The sequence below is a fragment of the Butyrivibrio sp. ob235 genome, assembly GCF_900109475.1.
GTDB lineage: Bacteria > Bacillota > Clostridia > Lachnospirales > Lachnospiraceae > Butyrivibrio.
The window spans coordinates 282,197-300,379 of sequence record NZ_FOBE01000001.1 but is presented as its reverse complement, the minus strand read 5'-3'; the positions used below and the strand labels follow the sequence as shown (position 1 = coordinate 300,379).

Sequence of the window (18,183 nt, the reverse complement as noted above, 5' to 3'; positions counted from 1 at the left end):
GTTGAAAATTGATTTTGAAAAACTAAGTCCTATGATGCAGAATTATATTCGCACCAAGGATGAATATAAAGACTGTATATTATTCTACAGACTTGGGGATTTTTATGAGATGTTCTTTGAGGATGCAAAAGTTGCATCCAAAGAGCTTGAACTTACACTTACTGGAAAAGCCTGCGGACTTGAGGAGAGAGCTCCCATGTGCGGAGTTCCTCATCATGCTGTAGACAGCTATTTGAGTAAGCTTGTAAACAGAGGATATAAGGTCGCAATATGCGAGCAGCTCGAGGATCCGAAGGAAGCAAAGGGTATCGTGAAAAGAGATGTAACAAGGGTTGTTACTCCCGGTACCAATCTTAATATGCAGGCTCTTGACGAATCAAAGAACAACTATCTGATGTGTGTTTTTTATTCGGATGATAAAAGTGGTATTGCTTTTGCCGATGTTACTACAGGAGATTTTTATCTTACCGAAGTGGATCAGCTTAAGGACATCCTTGATGAAATTCAGAAGTATCAACCCTCAGAGCTTATCTGTAATGATGCCTTTCTTGTAAGCGGGGTTGATATAGAGAACCTGAAGGACAGAAGTAATCTGGTAATCAATCCTCTAGATCCCAGATATTTTGATGAGGAAACGGATAAGCAGGTGCTTATGAAGCACTTTAAGGTGGGTTCTCTTTCAGGACTTGGAATCACGGATTTTCCCAGCGGCATATTATCCGCAGGGGCAATTTTGAAATATCTGACAGAGCTTCAAAAGGATGATCTTTCAAATATAATTCATATTTATCCTTATCTTACGAGCAAATACATGCTTCTTGATTCTTCTACAAGAAGAAATCTCGAGCTTATTGAAACAATGAGAGATAAGCAGAAGAGAGGAACGCTCCTTTGGGTTCTTGATAAGACCAAGACTGCTATGGGTGCCAGAATGCTGCGCAGCTTTATAGAGCAGCCCCTGATTGACGTTGAAGATATAATCGGAAGACAGAACGCTGTAGAAGCTTTGCTTAAAAATACGATTTCAAGGGATGAGCTTAGAGAGTATCTGGGTCCTATATATGATATGGAACGTCTGATGGCGAAGATAAATTACCATACCGCAAATCCCAGAGATCTTTTGGCGTTTAGAAATTCCCTCAAAATGCTACCCGCGATCAGGATTGTTCTTGAGGAATTGAAAGACACGGCTTCTCTTGCTGAAGTTTACGAACAGATAGATGATCTGCAGGATATATATGAACTAATAGACAAGGCGATTATCGAAGAACCACCGCTTGCAATAAAAGAAGGTGGCATAATAAAAGACGGTTTTGACAGCGATATTGATCATTTCAGAAAAGCTAGTACAGAAGGTAAACAGTGGCTTTCTGATCTTGAGGCAAAAGAACGCGAAAAACTTGATATTAAAAATCTCAGAATAAAATACAGCAATGTTTTCGGGTATTCCTTTGAGGTCACTAATTCCTTTAAAGACAAGGTACCGGATTATTTTATAAGAAAGCAAACACTTACAAATTGTGAGAGATACACAACGCCTGAACTGAAAGAGCTTGAGGACACAATTTTAAATGCTCAGGATAAACTCAATAATCTTGAGTATGAGATGTTTTGTAAGATAAGAGATTCAATATCGCTTGAAATAGAGAGAATACAAAGTACAGCAAAGGGAATAGCTCTTCTTGATGTATATTGTTCCCTGGCTTATGTGGCTGAAAGAAATCATTATGTCAAGCCGGAGCTAAATGATAAAGGAACATTGAAGATTACGGGAGGAAGACATCCAGTAATCGAGCAGATGCTTGACAGAAGCGATCTGTTTATTTCGAACGATACATTTCTCGATGATAAAAAGCACGCTGTTGCGATAATTACCGGCCCCAATATGGCAGGTAAATCAACCTTTATGAGACAGACTGCTCTGATTGTGCTGATGGCTCAGATTGGAAGTTTCGTTCCTGCTGAGTCTGCGCAGATAGGTGTCGTTGACCGTATTTTTACAAGAGTCGGTGCATCCGATGATCTTGGAAGCGGTCAGAGTACCTTCATGGTAGAGATGAATGAAGTTGCTAATATACTTAGAAATGCCACTTCAAAGTCACTTCTTATCCTGGATGAGATAGGAAGAGGGACTTCGACCTATGATGGCTTGTCCATTGCCTGGGCTGTCATAGAGCATATAAGTAACAGGAAATTGCTTGGAGCCAGAACCTTATTTGCAACACATTATCACGAGCTCACAGAACTTGAAGGAAAAATCGGCAATGTAAACAATTACTGCATCGCAGTAAAAGAAAAGGGCGATGACATTGTTTTCCTTCACAAGATTATAAAAGGTGGCGCTGATAAGAGCTATGGTATTCAGGTTGCCCGCCTGGCAGGCATCCCCGATATGGTAATAGACAGGGCAAAGGCTATTGCAGAAGAACTTTCTGACAATGATATAACGGATAAAGTTCAGGGGATTGAGATTAATCAAAAAAATGACAGAAGAAATACGGTAAAACATTATGATTCTGTTGACCTTTCTCAGATGTCACTTTTTGATACTGTTAAAGATGAAGATGTTATAAAGGAATTACAGGAGATTGATATTTCAAATCTTACGCCTATGGATGCCTTAAATACGTTATATAAGCTTCAAAACGAACTGAAAAACAGATGGAAAGGCTTTGCAGGAGACGTGACAAATGGCTAAAATTTTTGAGCTTGATCAGAATACCATAGACCAGATTGCAGCAGGAGAAGTTGTTGAAAGACCTTCAAGCGTAGTAAAAGAGCTTGTTGAAAATGCTATCGATTCAGGTGCTACGTCTATAACAGTGGAAATACATGACGGCGGAACCAAGATGATAAGGGTTACTGACAACGGCTGTGGTATAGACAAAAGTGAAATAAGAAATGCTTTTAAGAGACATGCAACCAGTAAACTCATGAGCATTGATGATATTTACAGGCTGAAATCATTGGGATTTCGTGGTGAAGCTCTCTCGAGTATAGCTGCTGTTTCACAGACAGAGCTCATCACAAAAACTGAAAATGAGTTGATAGGCACAAGGTATTGTGTCAGCGGAGGCAATGAAGAATCTATTGAAGAGATCGGAGCTCCGACAGGTACTACTATTATTGTAAGGGATTTGTTTTTTAATACGCCTGCCAGAAAAAAATTCCTTAAAACAAATCAGACCGAAGGATCCTATGTGGGAGATCTTATGGAACATCTCGCTATGGACAATCCCTCGATTTCATTTCATTTTATAAATAACAGAGATGATAGGTTTACCACCTCGGGAAACGGCGACCTCAAGGAAATTATTTACAGGATATTCGGACGTGATGTGGCAATGTGTCTGGTGCCTATTTCCGTAACAGAAGGCGATTATACCATTGAAGGGTATCTGGGGGAGCCGGCCCTTAACAGATCAAACAGAAATTTTGAAAACTTTTTTGTAAACGGTAGATATATTAAGGATAAGATTATTTCCAAAGCTCTTGAGGAGGGCTATAAGGAATATCTTATGCAGCATAAGTTTCCTTTCTGCGTGGTTCATATACGTATGCGTTCGGAGCTTGTTGATGTGAATGTTCATCCTTCAAAGATGGAAGTGAGATTCAGCAATCAGCCTGCTGTATATGAGTTCATAAGAAAAAGCGTGGCGGTAACTCTTCATGAGCATGAGATGATTCCCGAAGTTTTACGTGATGAAAGGGAAGAAAAAGCTTCTGAAGCAAAAGCTGCAGCAGCACCGGTTCCGGATAAAAATATTTCCGAAAAAAAAGCTGTTGAAGAAAAAGTTCCGGAGCCGTTTGAACAAAGCAGGTTATCTGAGGATAAAAAGCTCAAGGAGGATGAACCCGTTTTTGCAGAGGGGATATCTCCAGAGCCCGTGGTTATCGAAGATAATATGAAATCGCCTGTATGGACCAGGGTTTTTGGCGATCATACTCCGCCCAAATCTGAAGAAGACTCAAAAGCAGCAGGCCCCATTATAAAGAGCTCGGATGCAGTAATTGTTGAAAAAGGCATACAGCTTGATCTTTTTGATGAGAAGATACTGACCAAAGACAACAGGAATGAGTATACGATACTCGGTCAGATTTTTGATACATACTGGATAATTGCATTCAAGGATAAAATGTTTATTGTCGATCAGCATGCAGCTCATGAGAAGGTTAACTATGAGCGCATGATCAAGAGATATGAGAAGAAAGAGACAGTTTCTCAGCTTGTACAGCCGCCTATCATAGTATCACTCACAACGCAGGAGATAGATGTTTTTGAAAAGTATCATTATTCTTTTGAAAAACTCGGATTTAATATAGAGCCCTTTGGTGGGCATGATTATGCGATCCGTGAGGTGCCTGTGGATATATATGGCTGCGAAAATGAGAAGGAGATGTTTACCGAGATACTTGATGAGCTCGCTACTGATAATAATCTTGACAGGACACCGGACGTAATTAATTACAAGATTGCGAGTATGGCATGTAAAGCTTCTGTAAAAGGAAATATGAAAATTTCCCGAATGGAGATGGAAAAGCTTATTGATGAGCTTTTGACACTTGATAATCCATATAACTGTCCGCATGGAAGACCAACGATTATTTCCATGAGCAAGTATGAGATTGAAAAGAAGTTTAAGAGAGTAGTTGATTGATGAAAAGACTTGTAATACTGACAGGTCCGACAGCTGTCGGCAAAACAAAAATATCTATAGAACTTGCCAAACAGCTGGGTGGCGAGATCATATCCGCGGATTCCATGCAGGTTTATAAGGATATGAACATCGGTACGGATAAGATATCAAAAGAGGCAATGCAGGGGATTCCTCATCATCTTATAGATTTTCTTGATCCTGCAGAGGATTTCAATGTTTTTGAATTTCAGAGGCTTGCAAAAGAAGCTATAGAGGATATCACAAACAGAGGAAAGATTCCGATAATTGTCGGTGGTACGGGGTTTTATATTCAGTCTGTTCTTTATGATATCGATTTTTCCGATAATCATGATAGTGATGAGTTAAAGGCGTTTAAGCAGGAGCTGTCTGAATTGGCCCAAGCACCCGAAGGGGTTCATAAACTCTATGAAATGTTAAAGGAAACAGACCCCGAATATGCCAAAAATCTTCATGAGAATAATGTGAAACGCGTTATGAGAGCACTTTGTTTTAATAAGGAAACAGGTATGAAAATCTCTGAACATAACGAAGATCAAAGAGCCAAATCATCACCTTATGATTTTTTCTATTTTGTTCTTACTGACGATAGGGAGATTCTCTATGACAGAATTGAAAAGAGAATCGATAAGATGATGGAAGAAGGTCTTATAGATGAGGTGAGAGCGCTTAAGGAGAAAAATATAGACAGAAAAGCCACATCTATGCAGGCACTTGGTTATAGAGAAATCCTTTCATATCTTGACAATGAAGTTACAAAAGAACGTGCGGTAGAACTATTAAAGCGAAATACAAGACATTTTGCAAAGAGACAGTTGACCTGGTTCAGACGTGAAAAAGATGTATCCTGGGTTGACAAATCCGAGTTTAGGCGCGATGATATGGAAATTGCCAGTGAATTAGTTAGAAGGATTAAAGAAAGATGGAACATATAAATTTGAAAAGTATGTATGAAAGCATGGGCATCCCTTCGGATGTCTATGATTTTTGCGATAAAATCTGGAATGATTTAAAGCCTCGCTTTGAAAAGATCAGGGAAGTATCTGATTTTAATCAGGCTAAGGTTTTGAAAGCAATGCAGGATAATAAGGTTTCGGAAGCCTGTCTCCTCGGAACGACAGGTTACGGCTATAATGATATTGGAAGAGATAAGCTTGAAGCTGTATATGCATCGGTTTTCCATACAGAGGATGCTCTGGTAAGACCGCAGATTACGTGCGGAACCCATGCGCTTGCACTTGCACTAATGAGCAATCTTCGTCCCGGTGATGAGCTTTTGTCACCTGTCGGAAAGCCCTATGATACTCTGGAAGAGGTTATAGGAATACGTCCGTCAAAAGGATCTCTTGCAGAGTATGGAGTAAGTTACAGCCAGGTTGACCTTTTGCCTGATGGATCATTCGATTTTGATGGGATAAAAAAAGCCATTAATGAAAAAACTAAGCTTGTAACTATTCAGAGAAGTAAGGGATATCAGACAAGACCGACACTTTCTGTTGAAAGAATCGGTGAGCTTATCAGCTTCATAAAAGACATAAAAAAAGATGTTATATGCATGGTTGATAATTGCTATGGTGAATTCGTGGAAACGATTGAGCCAACGGATGTAGGTGCAGATATGATTGTCGGATCACTTATTAAGAATCCGGGCGGGGGACTTGCTCCGATAGGAGGCTATATAGCAGGAAAGAGCGAATGCGTTGAAAATGCCGCATACAGACTTACTTCTCCGGGCCTTGGCAAGGAGGTTGGAGCTTCTCTTGGCATACTTCCACAGTTCTACCAGGGATTGTTCCTTGCACCGAATGTTACTGCAAATGCTCTTATGGGTGCTATTTTTGCGGCAAACATTTATGAAAAGCTTGGTTTTTCAGTTTTACCGAATAGTACTGAAGAGCGCTATGACATAATTCAGGCAATTACATTTGGAAAACCCGAACTGCTTACCTCTTTCTGTGAGGGAATACAGGCTGCAGCGCCGGTAGATTCATATGTTACACCGGAGCCCTGGGATATGCCCGGTTATGATTCACAGGTAATAATGGCTGCAGGTGCTTTTGTTTCCGGCAGTTCAATTGAGCTTTCGGCTGATGGACCGCTTCGCGAACCCTACAGTGTATATTTTCAGGGTGGACTCACCTGGCAACATGTCAAATACGGCATTATGAAGACTTTGGCGGTCATGTATGAGAAGGGACTTGTCAAAATCTGAAAAATACCACATTTTATAGAAGCAACGTTGTTGCTCACTTCTCAAATTGTGGTATAATCATTTGAGGTCTGATTATTTTTCATATTAATGTGCCCGAAGAAGCATTGGTATGAAATAATGGATAATAAAAAATCAATAAGTAAAATGCTGAATGAAGATGACGGTATCAAAAGTATGCTTCCCTATGAGAGATTTCTGGAAAAAGGTCCGGAATCACTTACGGATGCAGAGCTTTTGGCGATAATTATCAGAACCGGCACTTCACAGCGAACACCAATGGAAATTGGCAATTATGTGCTCTCAATGAGTGAGAAGTATGGGAAAGGGATTTCGGGAATAAGATATCTGACCATGAAGGACCTCTTGCAGATCCCGGGAATAGGTCATGTTAAAGCTGTAAAGCTTATGTGTATTGCTGAGATTTCAAACAGAATTGCCAGGAGCAAGGCGAAGATGCGCCTTGATTTTAACGATCCGGGAACTGTGGCCGGTTACTACATGGAAAAAATGTGTAACTTCAGACGTGAACATTCCGTAGTAGCCTGTCTCAATAACCAGAATGAACTCATTTGTGAGTTTGAACTCTCGGTTGGTACGGTTAATTCCGCGCCGCTGTCACCAAGAGAAGTCTTTATATACGCAATCAAAAATAATGCGGTTAAGATTATTCTTTTGCATAATCATCCGGGAGGGGATCCGACTCCTTCATATTCGGATATTAAGCTTACGGAAGAGTTAAAAGAAGCAGGTATCCTTTTGGATATTAAGCTTTTGGATCATATTATTATCGGTGATCACACATATTTCAGCTTTACAGAAAATAATGTTATGTAATTTAGGAGGCTTATATTTTGGGCAACAATACTTTTGGTATCGATCTTGGAACAAGCAATATCAAAATCTACAATAAGGCAACAGATGCTGTAACTGTAGAGAAGAATCTTATTGCAGTTGAGAATAAGACATCAATTCTTGCTTACGGTGATTCTGCATATGATATGTATGAGAAGGCACCGAGTAATATTAAGATTTCTTATCCTTTAAGTAACGGTGTTATTGCTGACATTGAACACATGAAGACTCTTGTAAAGCTCTTTATCACTGATCAGATGAAGGGTGCACTTAAGCCTGTAGATGTTTATATAGCTGTTCCTAAGGATGTAACAGAAGTAGAAAGACGTGCTTTTCATGACCTTATAAGAGAGTCAGGTGTAAAAGCCAAGAAGATCATGATGGTTAAAAAGCCTGTGGCAGACGGACTCGGAATGGGTGTTGATGTCATGAATTCACAGGGTGTACTTGTAGTTAATGTAGGCTATGATACAACCGAGATTTCCATCCTTTCACTTAAGGGCATTGTTATCAGTAAGCTGATCAAGGTTGGCGGTAAGAAATTTGACGATGCCATCAGAAATGTAATCCGTAAGGAGTTCTCACTTATTATCGGTGAGAAGACTTCAGAAAATATAAAGATGTCACTTAAGGATCTTGAGAAGGCAGGTGAAGATGCAGTAGTTTACGGAAGAGATATCGTAACAGGCCTTCCGGTTGAGAGATCAATTCCTACAGATCTTATAGATCAGTCACTGATTGAGAGCTTTGATCAGATTCTTGACAATATTAAGGCTACACTTGAGCGCACTCCTCCGGAGCTTGCCGCAGATATCTTCAAGAACGGCTTATATCTTACAGGTGGTGCTTCACAGGTATGCCACCTTGCACAGAGACTGTCAAACGGTGTCGGACTTAATGTAAACCTTGCGGAGAATCCGCTCAGTTCCGTTGCCATAGGTCTCGGTAAGATTATTAAGGATGATCAGTATAAGGCTCTTGCTTACTCAGTTGAAGAGGATGTATAAATGAGTCCTATCATTAAAAGAGGGGGAGATAAATTTACACTTCCAAGTAAATATCTCCTCTTTATTTTAACAATTTTATGTGTTGGACTTATCATAATTACGTTCAATACTAATGTTTTTAATCGTTCAGTTAACTCCTTTGCCGGAACAGCTGTTATTCCTTTTCAAAAAGGTATTACTACTGTAGGCGTCTGGATGAAGAGTACTGCTGACAATCTTGAAAGTATACGAGCTCTTCAGAAGGAAAATCAGGATCTGAAATCCCAGATTGAGCAGCTTACAATTGAGAATACCCATCTTGAGCAGGATAAATATGAACTGATAAAGCTGCGCGAATTGTATGAACTTGATGCACAGTATTCCGATTATAAAAAAATCGGAGCAAGAATAATAGCTAAGGATGCCGGCAACTGGTATCATTCCTTTGTTATTGATAAGGGATCTGATGTAGGCGTTGAAGTTGACATGAATGTAATTGCCGGCGGCGGTCTAGTCGGTAGAGTTACCGATGTTGGTCCTGACTGGGCTAAGGTTCAGACCATTATCGCTGATAATTCTTCTGTCAGTTGTACGGTTCTTTCGGCATCTGAAAATCTTATCGCTACAGGAGACCTTGAGTTATATAACGAAGGTCAGATTGCTTTTTCCAAGCTTGTTGACGAGGCTGACAAGGTCAGTGTCGGTGATAAGGTAGTTACTTCAAATATCAGTGATAAATACCTGCCCGGAGTTTTGGTCGGATATATCTCTACAATAGAAGAAGATTCAAATAATCTGACAAAATCCGGTAAGATTACGCCGGTAGTTCAATTTGAATACATGAATGAAGTTCTTGTTGTCATGGAACTGAAAAATACCGGGGAATAATATTGTTTTTATGCGAAGATTATTATTTATTTTTTTATCTATTTTAATAAGCTTCATAATGCAGACAACCGTATTCAGGGTGCTGGATTTCAGCGGAATTGTACCTAATCTGATGATCATCCTGACTTCTTCTTATGCTTTCATGCGTGGGGATAAGAGTGGAATGGTTGTTGGTATGTTCTGTGGATTGTTGGTGGATATTTTCTTTGGTACCTATCTGGGCTTTTATGCTCTTATCTATATGTATATAGGTTTTATTATCGGGAAGTTCAATAAGATATTTTTCCCCGAAAATATTCTCCTTCCTTTGGCACTAATAGTTTCTTCGGACTTTTTGTTCGGATTTATCTGTTATGTGCTTCTGTTTATGTTCAGAAACAAATTCAATATTACATATTACACAATAAACGTGATTTTGCCCGAGGTTGTATATACAGCTTTGGTGGCAGTATTTATTTATCCTGTTCTTATCAAGATAAATTCCTATCTGGAAGATATTGAACAAAGGAGCGCAAAGAAATTTGTTTAGTAAGATAAAGGAAGTTTTTGTCAATTTCATAACGTCACGTCTTGTCATGATATCTGCCCTGATGATACTTGCGTCTGCAGGGCTTATTTACAGACTTTTCTTTTTGCAAATCGTAAAAGGTGAAACCTACCAGGATTCATTCCAGTTAAAGATCATGAAGGAAAAGTCTATTTCTGCAGCCAGAGGTAATATCTACGACCGAAACGGCAATCTTCTTGCATATAATCAGCTTTCAAATTCTGTTATGATCGAGGATGTATATGAATCGGGGTCAGGTAAAAACGCTGCAATCAATGAGACGATAAATAAGACAATCGATATCGTCGAAAAAGACGGTGATACCGTTGATACTGATTTCAATATTCAACTGAGCAGTTCAAATAATTTTGAGTTTACTGTAGAAGATAAGGCTCTGCTCCGTTTTCTTGCTGACGTGTACGGCAGAACAAGCACAAATGATTTAAAATACGAAGAAAGGTCCAAGACAGCAAGTGAGGTAGTGGATGATCTTTGTACTAAATTCGGTATAGGTGATTATTCTGAACCGGGAAATAAGAAGAGTTTTGTTCCCGGAATGGGTTATACCAAAGACAGGATGCTCAAGGTTATAGTCGTAAGATATAAGATGTACTCTAACAGTTATCAGAAGTATATTAATACGACCATTGCAACGAGTGTCAGCGATAAGACAGTTGCGGATATCATGGAGAATGCAAATATCCTTGAGGGTGTATCCATTGAAGAAAATACAGCCCGTGTATATGTTGATTCCGAGTATTTTTCTCAGATTATCGGTTATACCGGAAAGGTTTCCGACACCGAACTTGCTGAATTACAGGCTGTAAATCCGTCTTATAATTCAAATGACACAGTCGGTAAATCAGGAATTGAGCAGTCAATGGAACATGTACTGCAGGGTACAAAGGGTAGTGAGACAGTATATGTAGATAACACAGGTAAGGTTATAGAAACCAGTAGTTATATAGATTCGACTGCAGGAAGTGATGTATATCTGACCATTGATAAAGATCTGCAGGAAGCATGCTACAACATAATCGAGCAATCGCTTGCCGGCATTTTGATTTCAAAGATTCAGAATATCAAATTCTTTACTATGGGTGAAAATCAAAAGGCCAGTGAAATACAGATACCGATTTATGATGTATATTTTGCGCTTTTTGATAACCATGTAATAAATTTAAAGCATATGGAAAGCTCTGAAGCCGGGCCTTCAGAGATGTTAGTTCATGAGAGCTTTTTGACCAAAAAAAAGCAGGTAAACGAAGGCCTAAGAAGTGAGTTTATGGAACTGAACACTCCGTATAATCAGCTTACGAAGGAGTATCAGGTTTACATGAGTTATATAGCAAATAAGCTATATAATAATGGGGTTATTGATTCCGAAAAGGTCGATAAGGAAGATAAAACTTATGTAGCATGGACTACAGAAGAAACAATTTCGCTTTCGGATTATATCAGATACTGCATTTCAGCAAACTGGATCGATGTAACGGTTCTTGATCTTGAGAGCCAGTATGTGGATTCGCAGGAGATCTTTAACACTATTGTAGAATATATTTTCAATGATATTTCTGAGGATGATGAGTTTAATAAAAAGCTTTACAAGTATCTTCTTCAGGATGATCTGATAAGCGGAAATGCTGTTTGCAATATACTGCTTGAGCAGGGAGTAGTAGAGCTACCTGAAGAAGAGCTTTCGCAGTGGCTTGCGGGCTCAGAATCTCCGTATACTTTTATGGTAAACAGAATATCAAACCTGGATATTACTCCCGCACAGCTTGCACTTGATCCATGTACCGGATCAATGGTTGTTACGGATGTCAATAACGGAGATGTTTTGGCTCTTGTGTCATATCCCGGATATGATAATAATAAAATGGCTAACGGCGTTGATTCAGAGTATTACGCAAAGCTTAGAAGCGATCAGTCTTCACCGCTTCTTAATTATGCAACGATGCAAAGAACCGCGCCTGGTTCTACCTTTAAGATGGTATCGGCAACGGCAGGTCTGATGGAGGGAGTCATAGATTTAAGCTCCACAATCACCTGTACCGGTGTATTTGATAAGCTTGATAATACAAATCCCGCACACTGCTGGATTTATCCGGCATCACACGGGTCACTCGATGTTACCGGAGGAATAAGAAATTCCTGTAACTCTTTCTTTTTTGAGGTCGGTTACAGACTTAGTCTTGTGGGCGAAAACTATAAATCCGAAGTGGGTCTTGAAAAGCTTGCTAAATATGCAGATCTCTATGGTTTAAGTGAGACTACCGGCATTGAGATTACTGAATATGATCCGATTGTTTCCGACATTGACTCGACTCGTTCCGCAATCGGTCAGGGTACCAACTCATTTACAACAGTAGGTCTTGCAAGATATATAACCGCTGTTGCCAATAGCGGTACATGTTATAACCTTACTCTGGTTAAGAAGACTTCTGATTCAAACGGAAATCTTCTTGAAGAGCATGGAGCGACTGTAAGAAATCATATAGATATGGATTCTTCTTTCTGGAATGCCATACACATGGGCATGCGTCAGGTTGTAGAGGACAAGCCTTATTTTGATGATCTGGCAGTAAATGTTGCAGGTAAGACGGGTACTGCCGAGGAATCAAAGAAACGAGCAAACCATGCACTTTTTGTATGCTATGCTCCTTATGAGAAGCCTGAAATATCCATAGCTACCAGAATAGCTTTCGGATATTCTTCAAGTTATGCCGCTCAGATAACCAAGAAGGCTCTTGCATATTACTTCGGGCTTGCACAGCCGGAAGAGGTGCAGAGCGGAACAGCGCAAGAACTGCAAGGTGGAGAAGCAAATGCGGACTGAGACATTTTGGGAAAAACTAAAAAGCTATCATATATTTGATTATGATTTTAAGCTTGTTATGATGCTTATAGCACTTTCATGCATAGGCGTAATGGCTGTGGGAAGTGCGGATCCATCTTATAAAAAGAAGCAGATTGTGGGTATAGTTTTGGGGGTATTTATGATGATTTTCATATCCCTGCTTGATTACATTTTTATTTGTAAGTTTTATGCAATTTACTATATCCTGAATCTGGTTGTTTTATCACTGGTGTTTACACCTTTGAGCCATTCAGTAAAAGGTGCTACAAGATGGATTACTGTACTTGGAGTACAGTTTCAGCCCTCTGAAGCATCCAAAATATTATTGATTTTATTTTTTTCAGCGTTCATAATGAAATATAAGGATAAAGTCAAAAAGATATACTTTATTTTTATTTGTCTTGGGCTTTTGGCACCGCCGCTTATCATGATTGTACTGCAGCCTGATCTTTCCACGACAATTATGTTAACAGTTATTATTTGTTGCATATTGTTCTCAGCCGGCATAAATATAAAATTTGTGATAACGGTTCTTGCTATTTCAATTCCGACAGCCTTACTTGTTATTTTTGATGCGCTTGCGGATAAGAGTGTGATTTTGCGTGATTATCAGCAAAGGCGTGTTTTGGCGTGGCTTCATCCGGAAGATTTTGCTTCATCGGATGCTTATCAGACCCTTAATTCTATTATGGCTATAGGCTCCGGTCAGCTATTAGGAAAAGGTTACAACACTAACGAGATTAGTTCTGTTTTGAACGGTGGTTTCGTTTCCGAGTCTCAGACGGACTTTATTTTTACTGTAGTCGGAGAAGAATTCGGGTTTATAGGTGGATGTGCGGTTATTGTTTTGATTCTTCTTATTGCTCTTGAATGCATGGTTATAGCCGGTAGAGCAAAGGATCTAACAGGGCAGCTTATAGCTACAGGTATGGGGGCCTGGATAGGATTTCAGGGATTTCTTAATATTGGTGTTGCTACAGGAGCACTACCGAATACAGGAATTCCGCTGCCTTTTGTCAGCGCAGGACTAACATCTATTGTCAGCTGCTTTGCGGGTATGGGGTTTGTACTTAATGTACGACTGCAAGGCAAAAAATACTTTTAAGTTGGGGAAGGGGATTACCAATGAATATTGCTTTTATAGCTCATGATGCAAAAAAGAAATTAATGCAGAACTTCTGTATTGCTTACAGAGGTATTTTATCCAAGCATGATCTTTATGCGACTGGAACTACGGGAAGACTTATTGAAGAGGTCACAAATCTGAATATACACAAATATCTGGCAGGACATCTTGGCGGATCTCAGCAGATTGGCGCTGCAATTGAAGCAAACGAGATAGATCTTGTTGTTTTCCTTCGTGATCCTCTTACACAGAAGGTTCATGAGCCTGATGTAAATAATGTAATGAGATTATGTGATATGCATAATATTCCGATTGCAACAAACCTTGCTACAGCTGAATTATTAATCAAATCTTTGGACAGGGGAGATCTTGAGTGGCGTGAGATGTATAAATAAATTGAAGAGACATTTTAGCATGCTTTGTCTTGCGCTTGTTTTTTCTGTTTTTTTATGCGGTTGTGCTGACAAAGAGTTTGCTTTTCCATATAAAATTGCATCAACTGAGTATAATGAATTCGGAGTTGTTGTCATGAAGAGCTTTGCCGCTGATCTCTGTGTCGCAAACGGAGATATTGGTGATTCGCTTACATTAAGCGATAATACCTGCTGCGGTCTTTTTGATTTGAACAATAAAAAGACTTTGTATTGCAAAAATGCACAGCTTCAGATTGATCCTGCATCACTGACAAAGGTGATGACTGCGATAGTTGCTCTTAAAAACGGTTCTCTTGATCAACTTTTAATTGCTGATTCTGATGTATATGTAACTGAGGATGGCGCTCAAAAGGTTAACCTTAAAGAAGGTGATTCCATGACTTTGGAGCAGGCTCTTCATTTACTTCTTATTTATTCGGCAAATGATATAGCGATGCTCATTGCAAAGAATATCTCCGGCAGCGTGGATGCTTTTGTTGAACAGATGAATGCCGAGGCTAAGGCAATCGGTGCAACTCATACTCATTTTATGAATCCCAACGGATTAACTGCCGATGATCATTATACATGTGTATATGACATGTATCTTATGTTCAATGAAGCATTAAAATACGACAAATTTAATGAAATTATCAGAATGTCGGCATATTCTACGCAGTACAACCAGGCTTCCGGTGATCTCAAGGATATTGAGGTAAAAAATACGAACGGCTATATCAACGGTAATTATGAGATGCCTGCCGGAATTACTGTTCTTGGGGGAAAGACAGGAACTACAAATGCCGCGGGTCATTGCCTGATTCAGCTTGCTTCGGATACCTCTGGAAATAATTATATTGCTGTAATTATGCGTGCAGAGGACACCGAAACACTTTATCGTGAAATGTCTGATTTGTTATTGCAGATAACGGGTGCGTAAATTATAATATTATTATTAAAAGAGATAAGCGTTTTAGATAATACCTAAAGCGGTAAAATCGAACATTTCCGAGCCTTATCTCAAAAAAAATAACACACACTGGAGGGTATGGATATGGTTCAATTAATTGTTGGGAATAAGGGAAAGGGCAAGACAAAATGCCTGTTGAACAAGGTCAATACCGAGGTTAAGAACATTTTAGGTAATGTTGTATTTCTTGACAGAAATACAAAGCACATGTTTGAACTTAACAACAAAGTTCGCCTTATTGTAGTTCCGGAATTTATGATTGAGAATTCAGACGAATTTATCGGTTTCGTCAGCGGCGTGATTTCACAGGATCACGATCTTCAGCAAATGTATTTTGATGGTTTCCTCAACATTGCTTGTCTTGAAGGAAAAGATATCACCCCTACAATTGAAAAGCTCGAGCGTTTGAGTGAGAAATTCAATGTTGATTTCGTACTCAGTGTTTCAATGGATGAATCTGAGCTTCCTGAAAGTGTAAAATCAAAGGTTGCAATGGCGCTCTGATTATAAATTTAGAATAGGATATCGATAAGTCGCGGCATTGTCGCGACTTATCTTTAGTTTAAAATATGGTAAAAAAGAAGAAGAACAAGATAACACGATATCCTTCTTTTCTGCATATAAATGTCGGGATTATATTCTTTGCATTTATGATGGTATATGTTGTTATCTGTGTTTTCAGTTATTTCAGTAAAAAGCATATTGTCGGATATGAAGTAAGAGAAGGCTCTCTTTCCTCAAATAATATCTACGAAGCTGTAGCACTTCGGCAGGAAAAGGTTGTTGAAGCATCGAATGCAGGTTATGTAAATTATTTTGCTACAGAGGGTCAAAGGGTTGCAGTTGGAAATCTTGTATACACAGTTGATGAATCGGGCGACCTTCTTGAGTACCTTAAAACTCAGGGTACTGAGCAGGCAGCACTTTCCGATGATGATTTAAGTGAACTTCGTTCTCAGATAGTCAGCTATAGTGAGGACTTTGATCCAAGATCGTTTTCCACTGTGTATGATTTTAAGAGTAGCCTTGATGGTACCGTTCAAAAGCTGGCTAGTGCCAGTGTTCTTCAAAGTATTGAATCACTTAGCGGAAATGCATCGGCCTTGAATAGTATTAATTACTGCTATTCATCGGATACCGGAATAGTTCAGTATTATATTGATGGCTATGAAAATATTGGGCTTGCAGATCTAAGTAAGGACCTTTTGGATAGCACGAAATATGAGAGAAAGCAGCTAATAAGTAATTCTCTTGTCGGTGTTGGGGATCCTGCTTTTAAGCTTTCGATAAATGAAGACTGGATGATAGCTATCAATGAGAATGACCTGGATAAGGTAAAGGCTCTCGCGGAAAGAGAATATGTTAAGGTCAGATTTTTAAAAAATCAGGATGAAGTGTGGGGGAAGGTATCCTATGTAACAAATGATGCAGGTGACACTTTTGTCGGACTTTCATTCACAAACTCGATGATTACTTTTTCAAAAGACAGATTCCTTAATGTTGAGCTGATTACGGAAGAGGAAAAAGGACTTAAAATTCCAAATTCATCAATAGCAGAAAAAAGCTTTTTTGTTATACCGAAGGAATATGTATCCAAAGGTGTTAATAATACTTCGACTGTACTGAGAGATAAGTATGATGAAAACGGTAAGGAATCACCTGAAGTTATAGAGATTGAACTCTATAATGAGAATGATGAAGCTTATTATGTTGATGACGATGTACTTAGAGCCGGAGATTTACTCATTAAGTCGGATTCTCAGGAGAAGTTTACTATCAGTACAAAGGACACGCTTGTTGGCGTATATAATATCAATAAAGGTTATGCTGATTTCAGACAGATAAGTATACTTTATCAAAATGAGGAATATGCTATCGTAAAATCAAATACAAATTATGGATTAAACGTTTATGATTATATTGTTCTGGATGCCTCGACAGTTAAAGGAGACGTTAAGAACCTTGACACTTCGAGCGAAAACTAGCATAATATAATAGTTGTATATATGTATCTATTAATAGGTAATAATTATACCAAATTAGTTACATAGAATTATTTGGGGATTAGGAGTATATCACATGAGTGTAATGGATAAGTTTTTGTCAGCTATGAAGCTGAATGGGGATGATGAAAGTGGTTACTACGATCAGGATGATGATGCTTATTATGATAGCTCGATAGAGCCTATACATAAAGCTAACTCTTTAGGTAAAGATGATCCTTCAATCGAGATAAATGAGGAGAGACTTACAAAGAAACCTGTTGCTGCACCAAGACCTGTTCCATCAAGAAGCAGAGGTGTTGGCGGCATGGAGGTATGTGTTGTTAAACCCACCTCTATAGAGGATGCACGTGAGATTACAGAGACCCTCCTTAATAATCGTACTGTTGTACTTAACCTTGAGGGAATAGATGTTGAACTTGCGCAGAGAATTATTGATTTTACTTCAGGTTCTTGTTTTGCAATAAACGGTAATCTTCAGAAGATTTCCAGATATATATTTATTGTTACACCTGCAAGTGTAGATATATCAGGTGATTTTCAGGATATATTAGGTGGAGCTTATGAGGGCTCACTTGGTAGCATCGGACCTCAGCAGATGTAATTTTATAAATGATTTTTTGAGGCAGAAGCTTTTTGCTTCTGCCTTT

At 39.0% G+C, this 18,183-nt stretch carries 15 protein-coding genes; all 15 read left to right on the top strand.

Annotated elements, in window-relative coordinates; genetic code table 11:
* The first annotated feature begins 31 nt into the window (after window positions 1-31).
* The gene (gene mutS, locus BMW61_RS01285; RefSeq protein ID WP_026497487.1) at window positions 32-2,698 is read left to right on the top strand and encodes a DNA mismatch repair protein MutS; all 2,667 of its coding nucleotides are present in this window, start codon (window positions 32-34) and stop codon (window positions 2,696-2,698) included.
* Entirely contained in the window at window positions 2,691-4,658 is a 1,968-nt protein-coding gene (gene mutL, locus BMW61_RS01280; RefSeq protein WP_091819464.1) for a DNA mismatch repair endonuclease MutL, read from the top strand. The genes mutS and mutL overlap by 8 nt, the downstream gene beginning before the upstream one ends.
* Window positions 4,658-5,611: a tRNA (adenosine(37)-N6)-dimethylallyltransferase MiaA gene (gene miaA, locus BMW61_RS01275; RefSeq protein ID WP_091819463.1), complete on the top strand. Its 954-nt coding sequence runs from the start codon at window positions 4,658-4,660 to the stop codon at window positions 5,609-5,611. The genes mutL and miaA overlap by 1 nt, the downstream gene beginning before the upstream one ends.
* The gene (locus BMW61_RS01270; protein ID WP_022760002.1) at window positions 5,599-6,888 is read left to right on the top strand and encodes a methionine gamma-lyase family protein; all 1,290 of its coding nucleotides are present in this window, start codon (window positions 5,599-5,601) and stop codon (window positions 6,886-6,888) included. The genes miaA and BMW61_RS01270 overlap by 13 nt, the downstream gene beginning before the upstream one ends.
* Before the next feature lie 117 nt (window positions 6,889-7,005).
* Window positions 7,006-7,722, top strand: a complete 717-nt coding sequence (radC, locus tag BMW61_RS01265) for a RadC family protein (RefSeq protein ID WP_242876569.1) — start codon at window positions 7,006-7,008, stop codon at window positions 7,720-7,722.
* A 17-nt stretch (window positions 7,723-7,739) separates the two neighbouring features.
* Complete coding sequence (locus tag BMW61_RS01260; protein ID WP_091819462.1) at window positions 7,740-8,747, top strand: rod shape-determining protein; 1,008 nt, start codon at window positions 7,740-7,742, stop codon at window positions 8,745-8,747.
* Window positions 8,748-9,614, top strand: a complete 867-nt coding sequence (gene mreC / locus BMW61_RS01255; RefSeq protein WP_170832671.1) for a rod shape-determining protein MreC — start codon at window positions 8,748-8,750, stop codon at window positions 9,612-9,614.
* A gap of 10 nt (window positions 9,615-9,624) precedes the next feature.
* The gene (gene mreD, locus BMW61_RS01250) at window positions 9,625-10,143 is read left to right on the top strand and encodes a rod shape-determining protein MreD (protein ID WP_022759998.1); all 519 of its coding nucleotides are present in this window, start codon (window positions 9,625-9,627) and stop codon (window positions 10,141-10,143) included.
* On the top strand, window positions 10,136-13,000 hold the full coding sequence (locus BMW61_RS01245) for a penicillin-binding transpeptidase domain-containing protein (RefSeq protein ID WP_091819461.1): 2,865 nt from the start codon (window positions 10,136-10,138) through the stop codon (window positions 12,998-13,000). The genes mreD and BMW61_RS01245 overlap by 8 nt, the downstream gene beginning before the upstream one ends.
* Window positions 12,990-14,126, top strand: a complete 1,137-nt coding sequence (locus BMW61_RS01240) for an FtsW/RodA/SpoVE family cell cycle protein (protein WP_091819460.1) — start codon at window positions 12,990-12,992, stop codon at window positions 14,124-14,126. The genes BMW61_RS01245 and BMW61_RS01240 overlap by 11 nt, the downstream gene beginning before the upstream one ends.
* A gap of 20 nt (window positions 14,127-14,146) precedes the next feature.
* Window positions 14,147-14,542, top strand: coding sequence for a methylglyoxal synthase (gene mgsA / locus BMW61_RS01235; RefSeq protein WP_022759995.1), 396 nt, complete (start codon window positions 14,147-14,149; stop codon window positions 14,540-14,542).
* A gap of 19 nt (window positions 14,543-14,561) precedes the next feature.
* Window positions 14,562-15,500 carry a D-alanyl-D-alanine carboxypeptidase family protein gene (locus BMW61_RS01230; RefSeq protein WP_091819459.1) on the top strand — a complete coding sequence of 313 codons (939 nt, stop codon included), beginning with the start codon at window positions 14,562-14,564 and terminating at the stop codon, window positions 15,498-15,500.
* A 114-nt stretch (window positions 15,501-15,614) separates the two neighbouring features.
* Window positions 15,615-16,034 (top strand): hypothetical protein, encoded by a 420-nt coding sequence (locus BMW61_RS01225; RefSeq protein ID WP_022759993.1) that lies wholly within the window; start codon window positions 15,615-15,617, stop codon window positions 16,032-16,034.
* A 65-nt stretch (window positions 16,035-16,099) separates the two neighbouring features.
* Window positions 16,100-17,515 (top strand): biotin/lipoyl attachment domain-containing protein, encoded by a 1,416-nt coding sequence (locus BMW61_RS01220; RefSeq protein WP_091819458.1) that lies wholly within the window; start codon window positions 16,100-16,102, stop codon window positions 17,513-17,515.
* A gap of 94 nt (window positions 17,516-17,609) precedes the next feature.
* Window positions 17,610-18,137: a cell division protein SepF gene (locus BMW61_RS01215; RefSeq protein WP_091819457.1), complete on the top strand. Its 528-nt coding sequence runs from the start codon at window positions 17,610-17,612 to the stop codon at window positions 18,135-18,137.
* Window positions 18,138-18,183 lie beyond the last annotated feature (46 nt).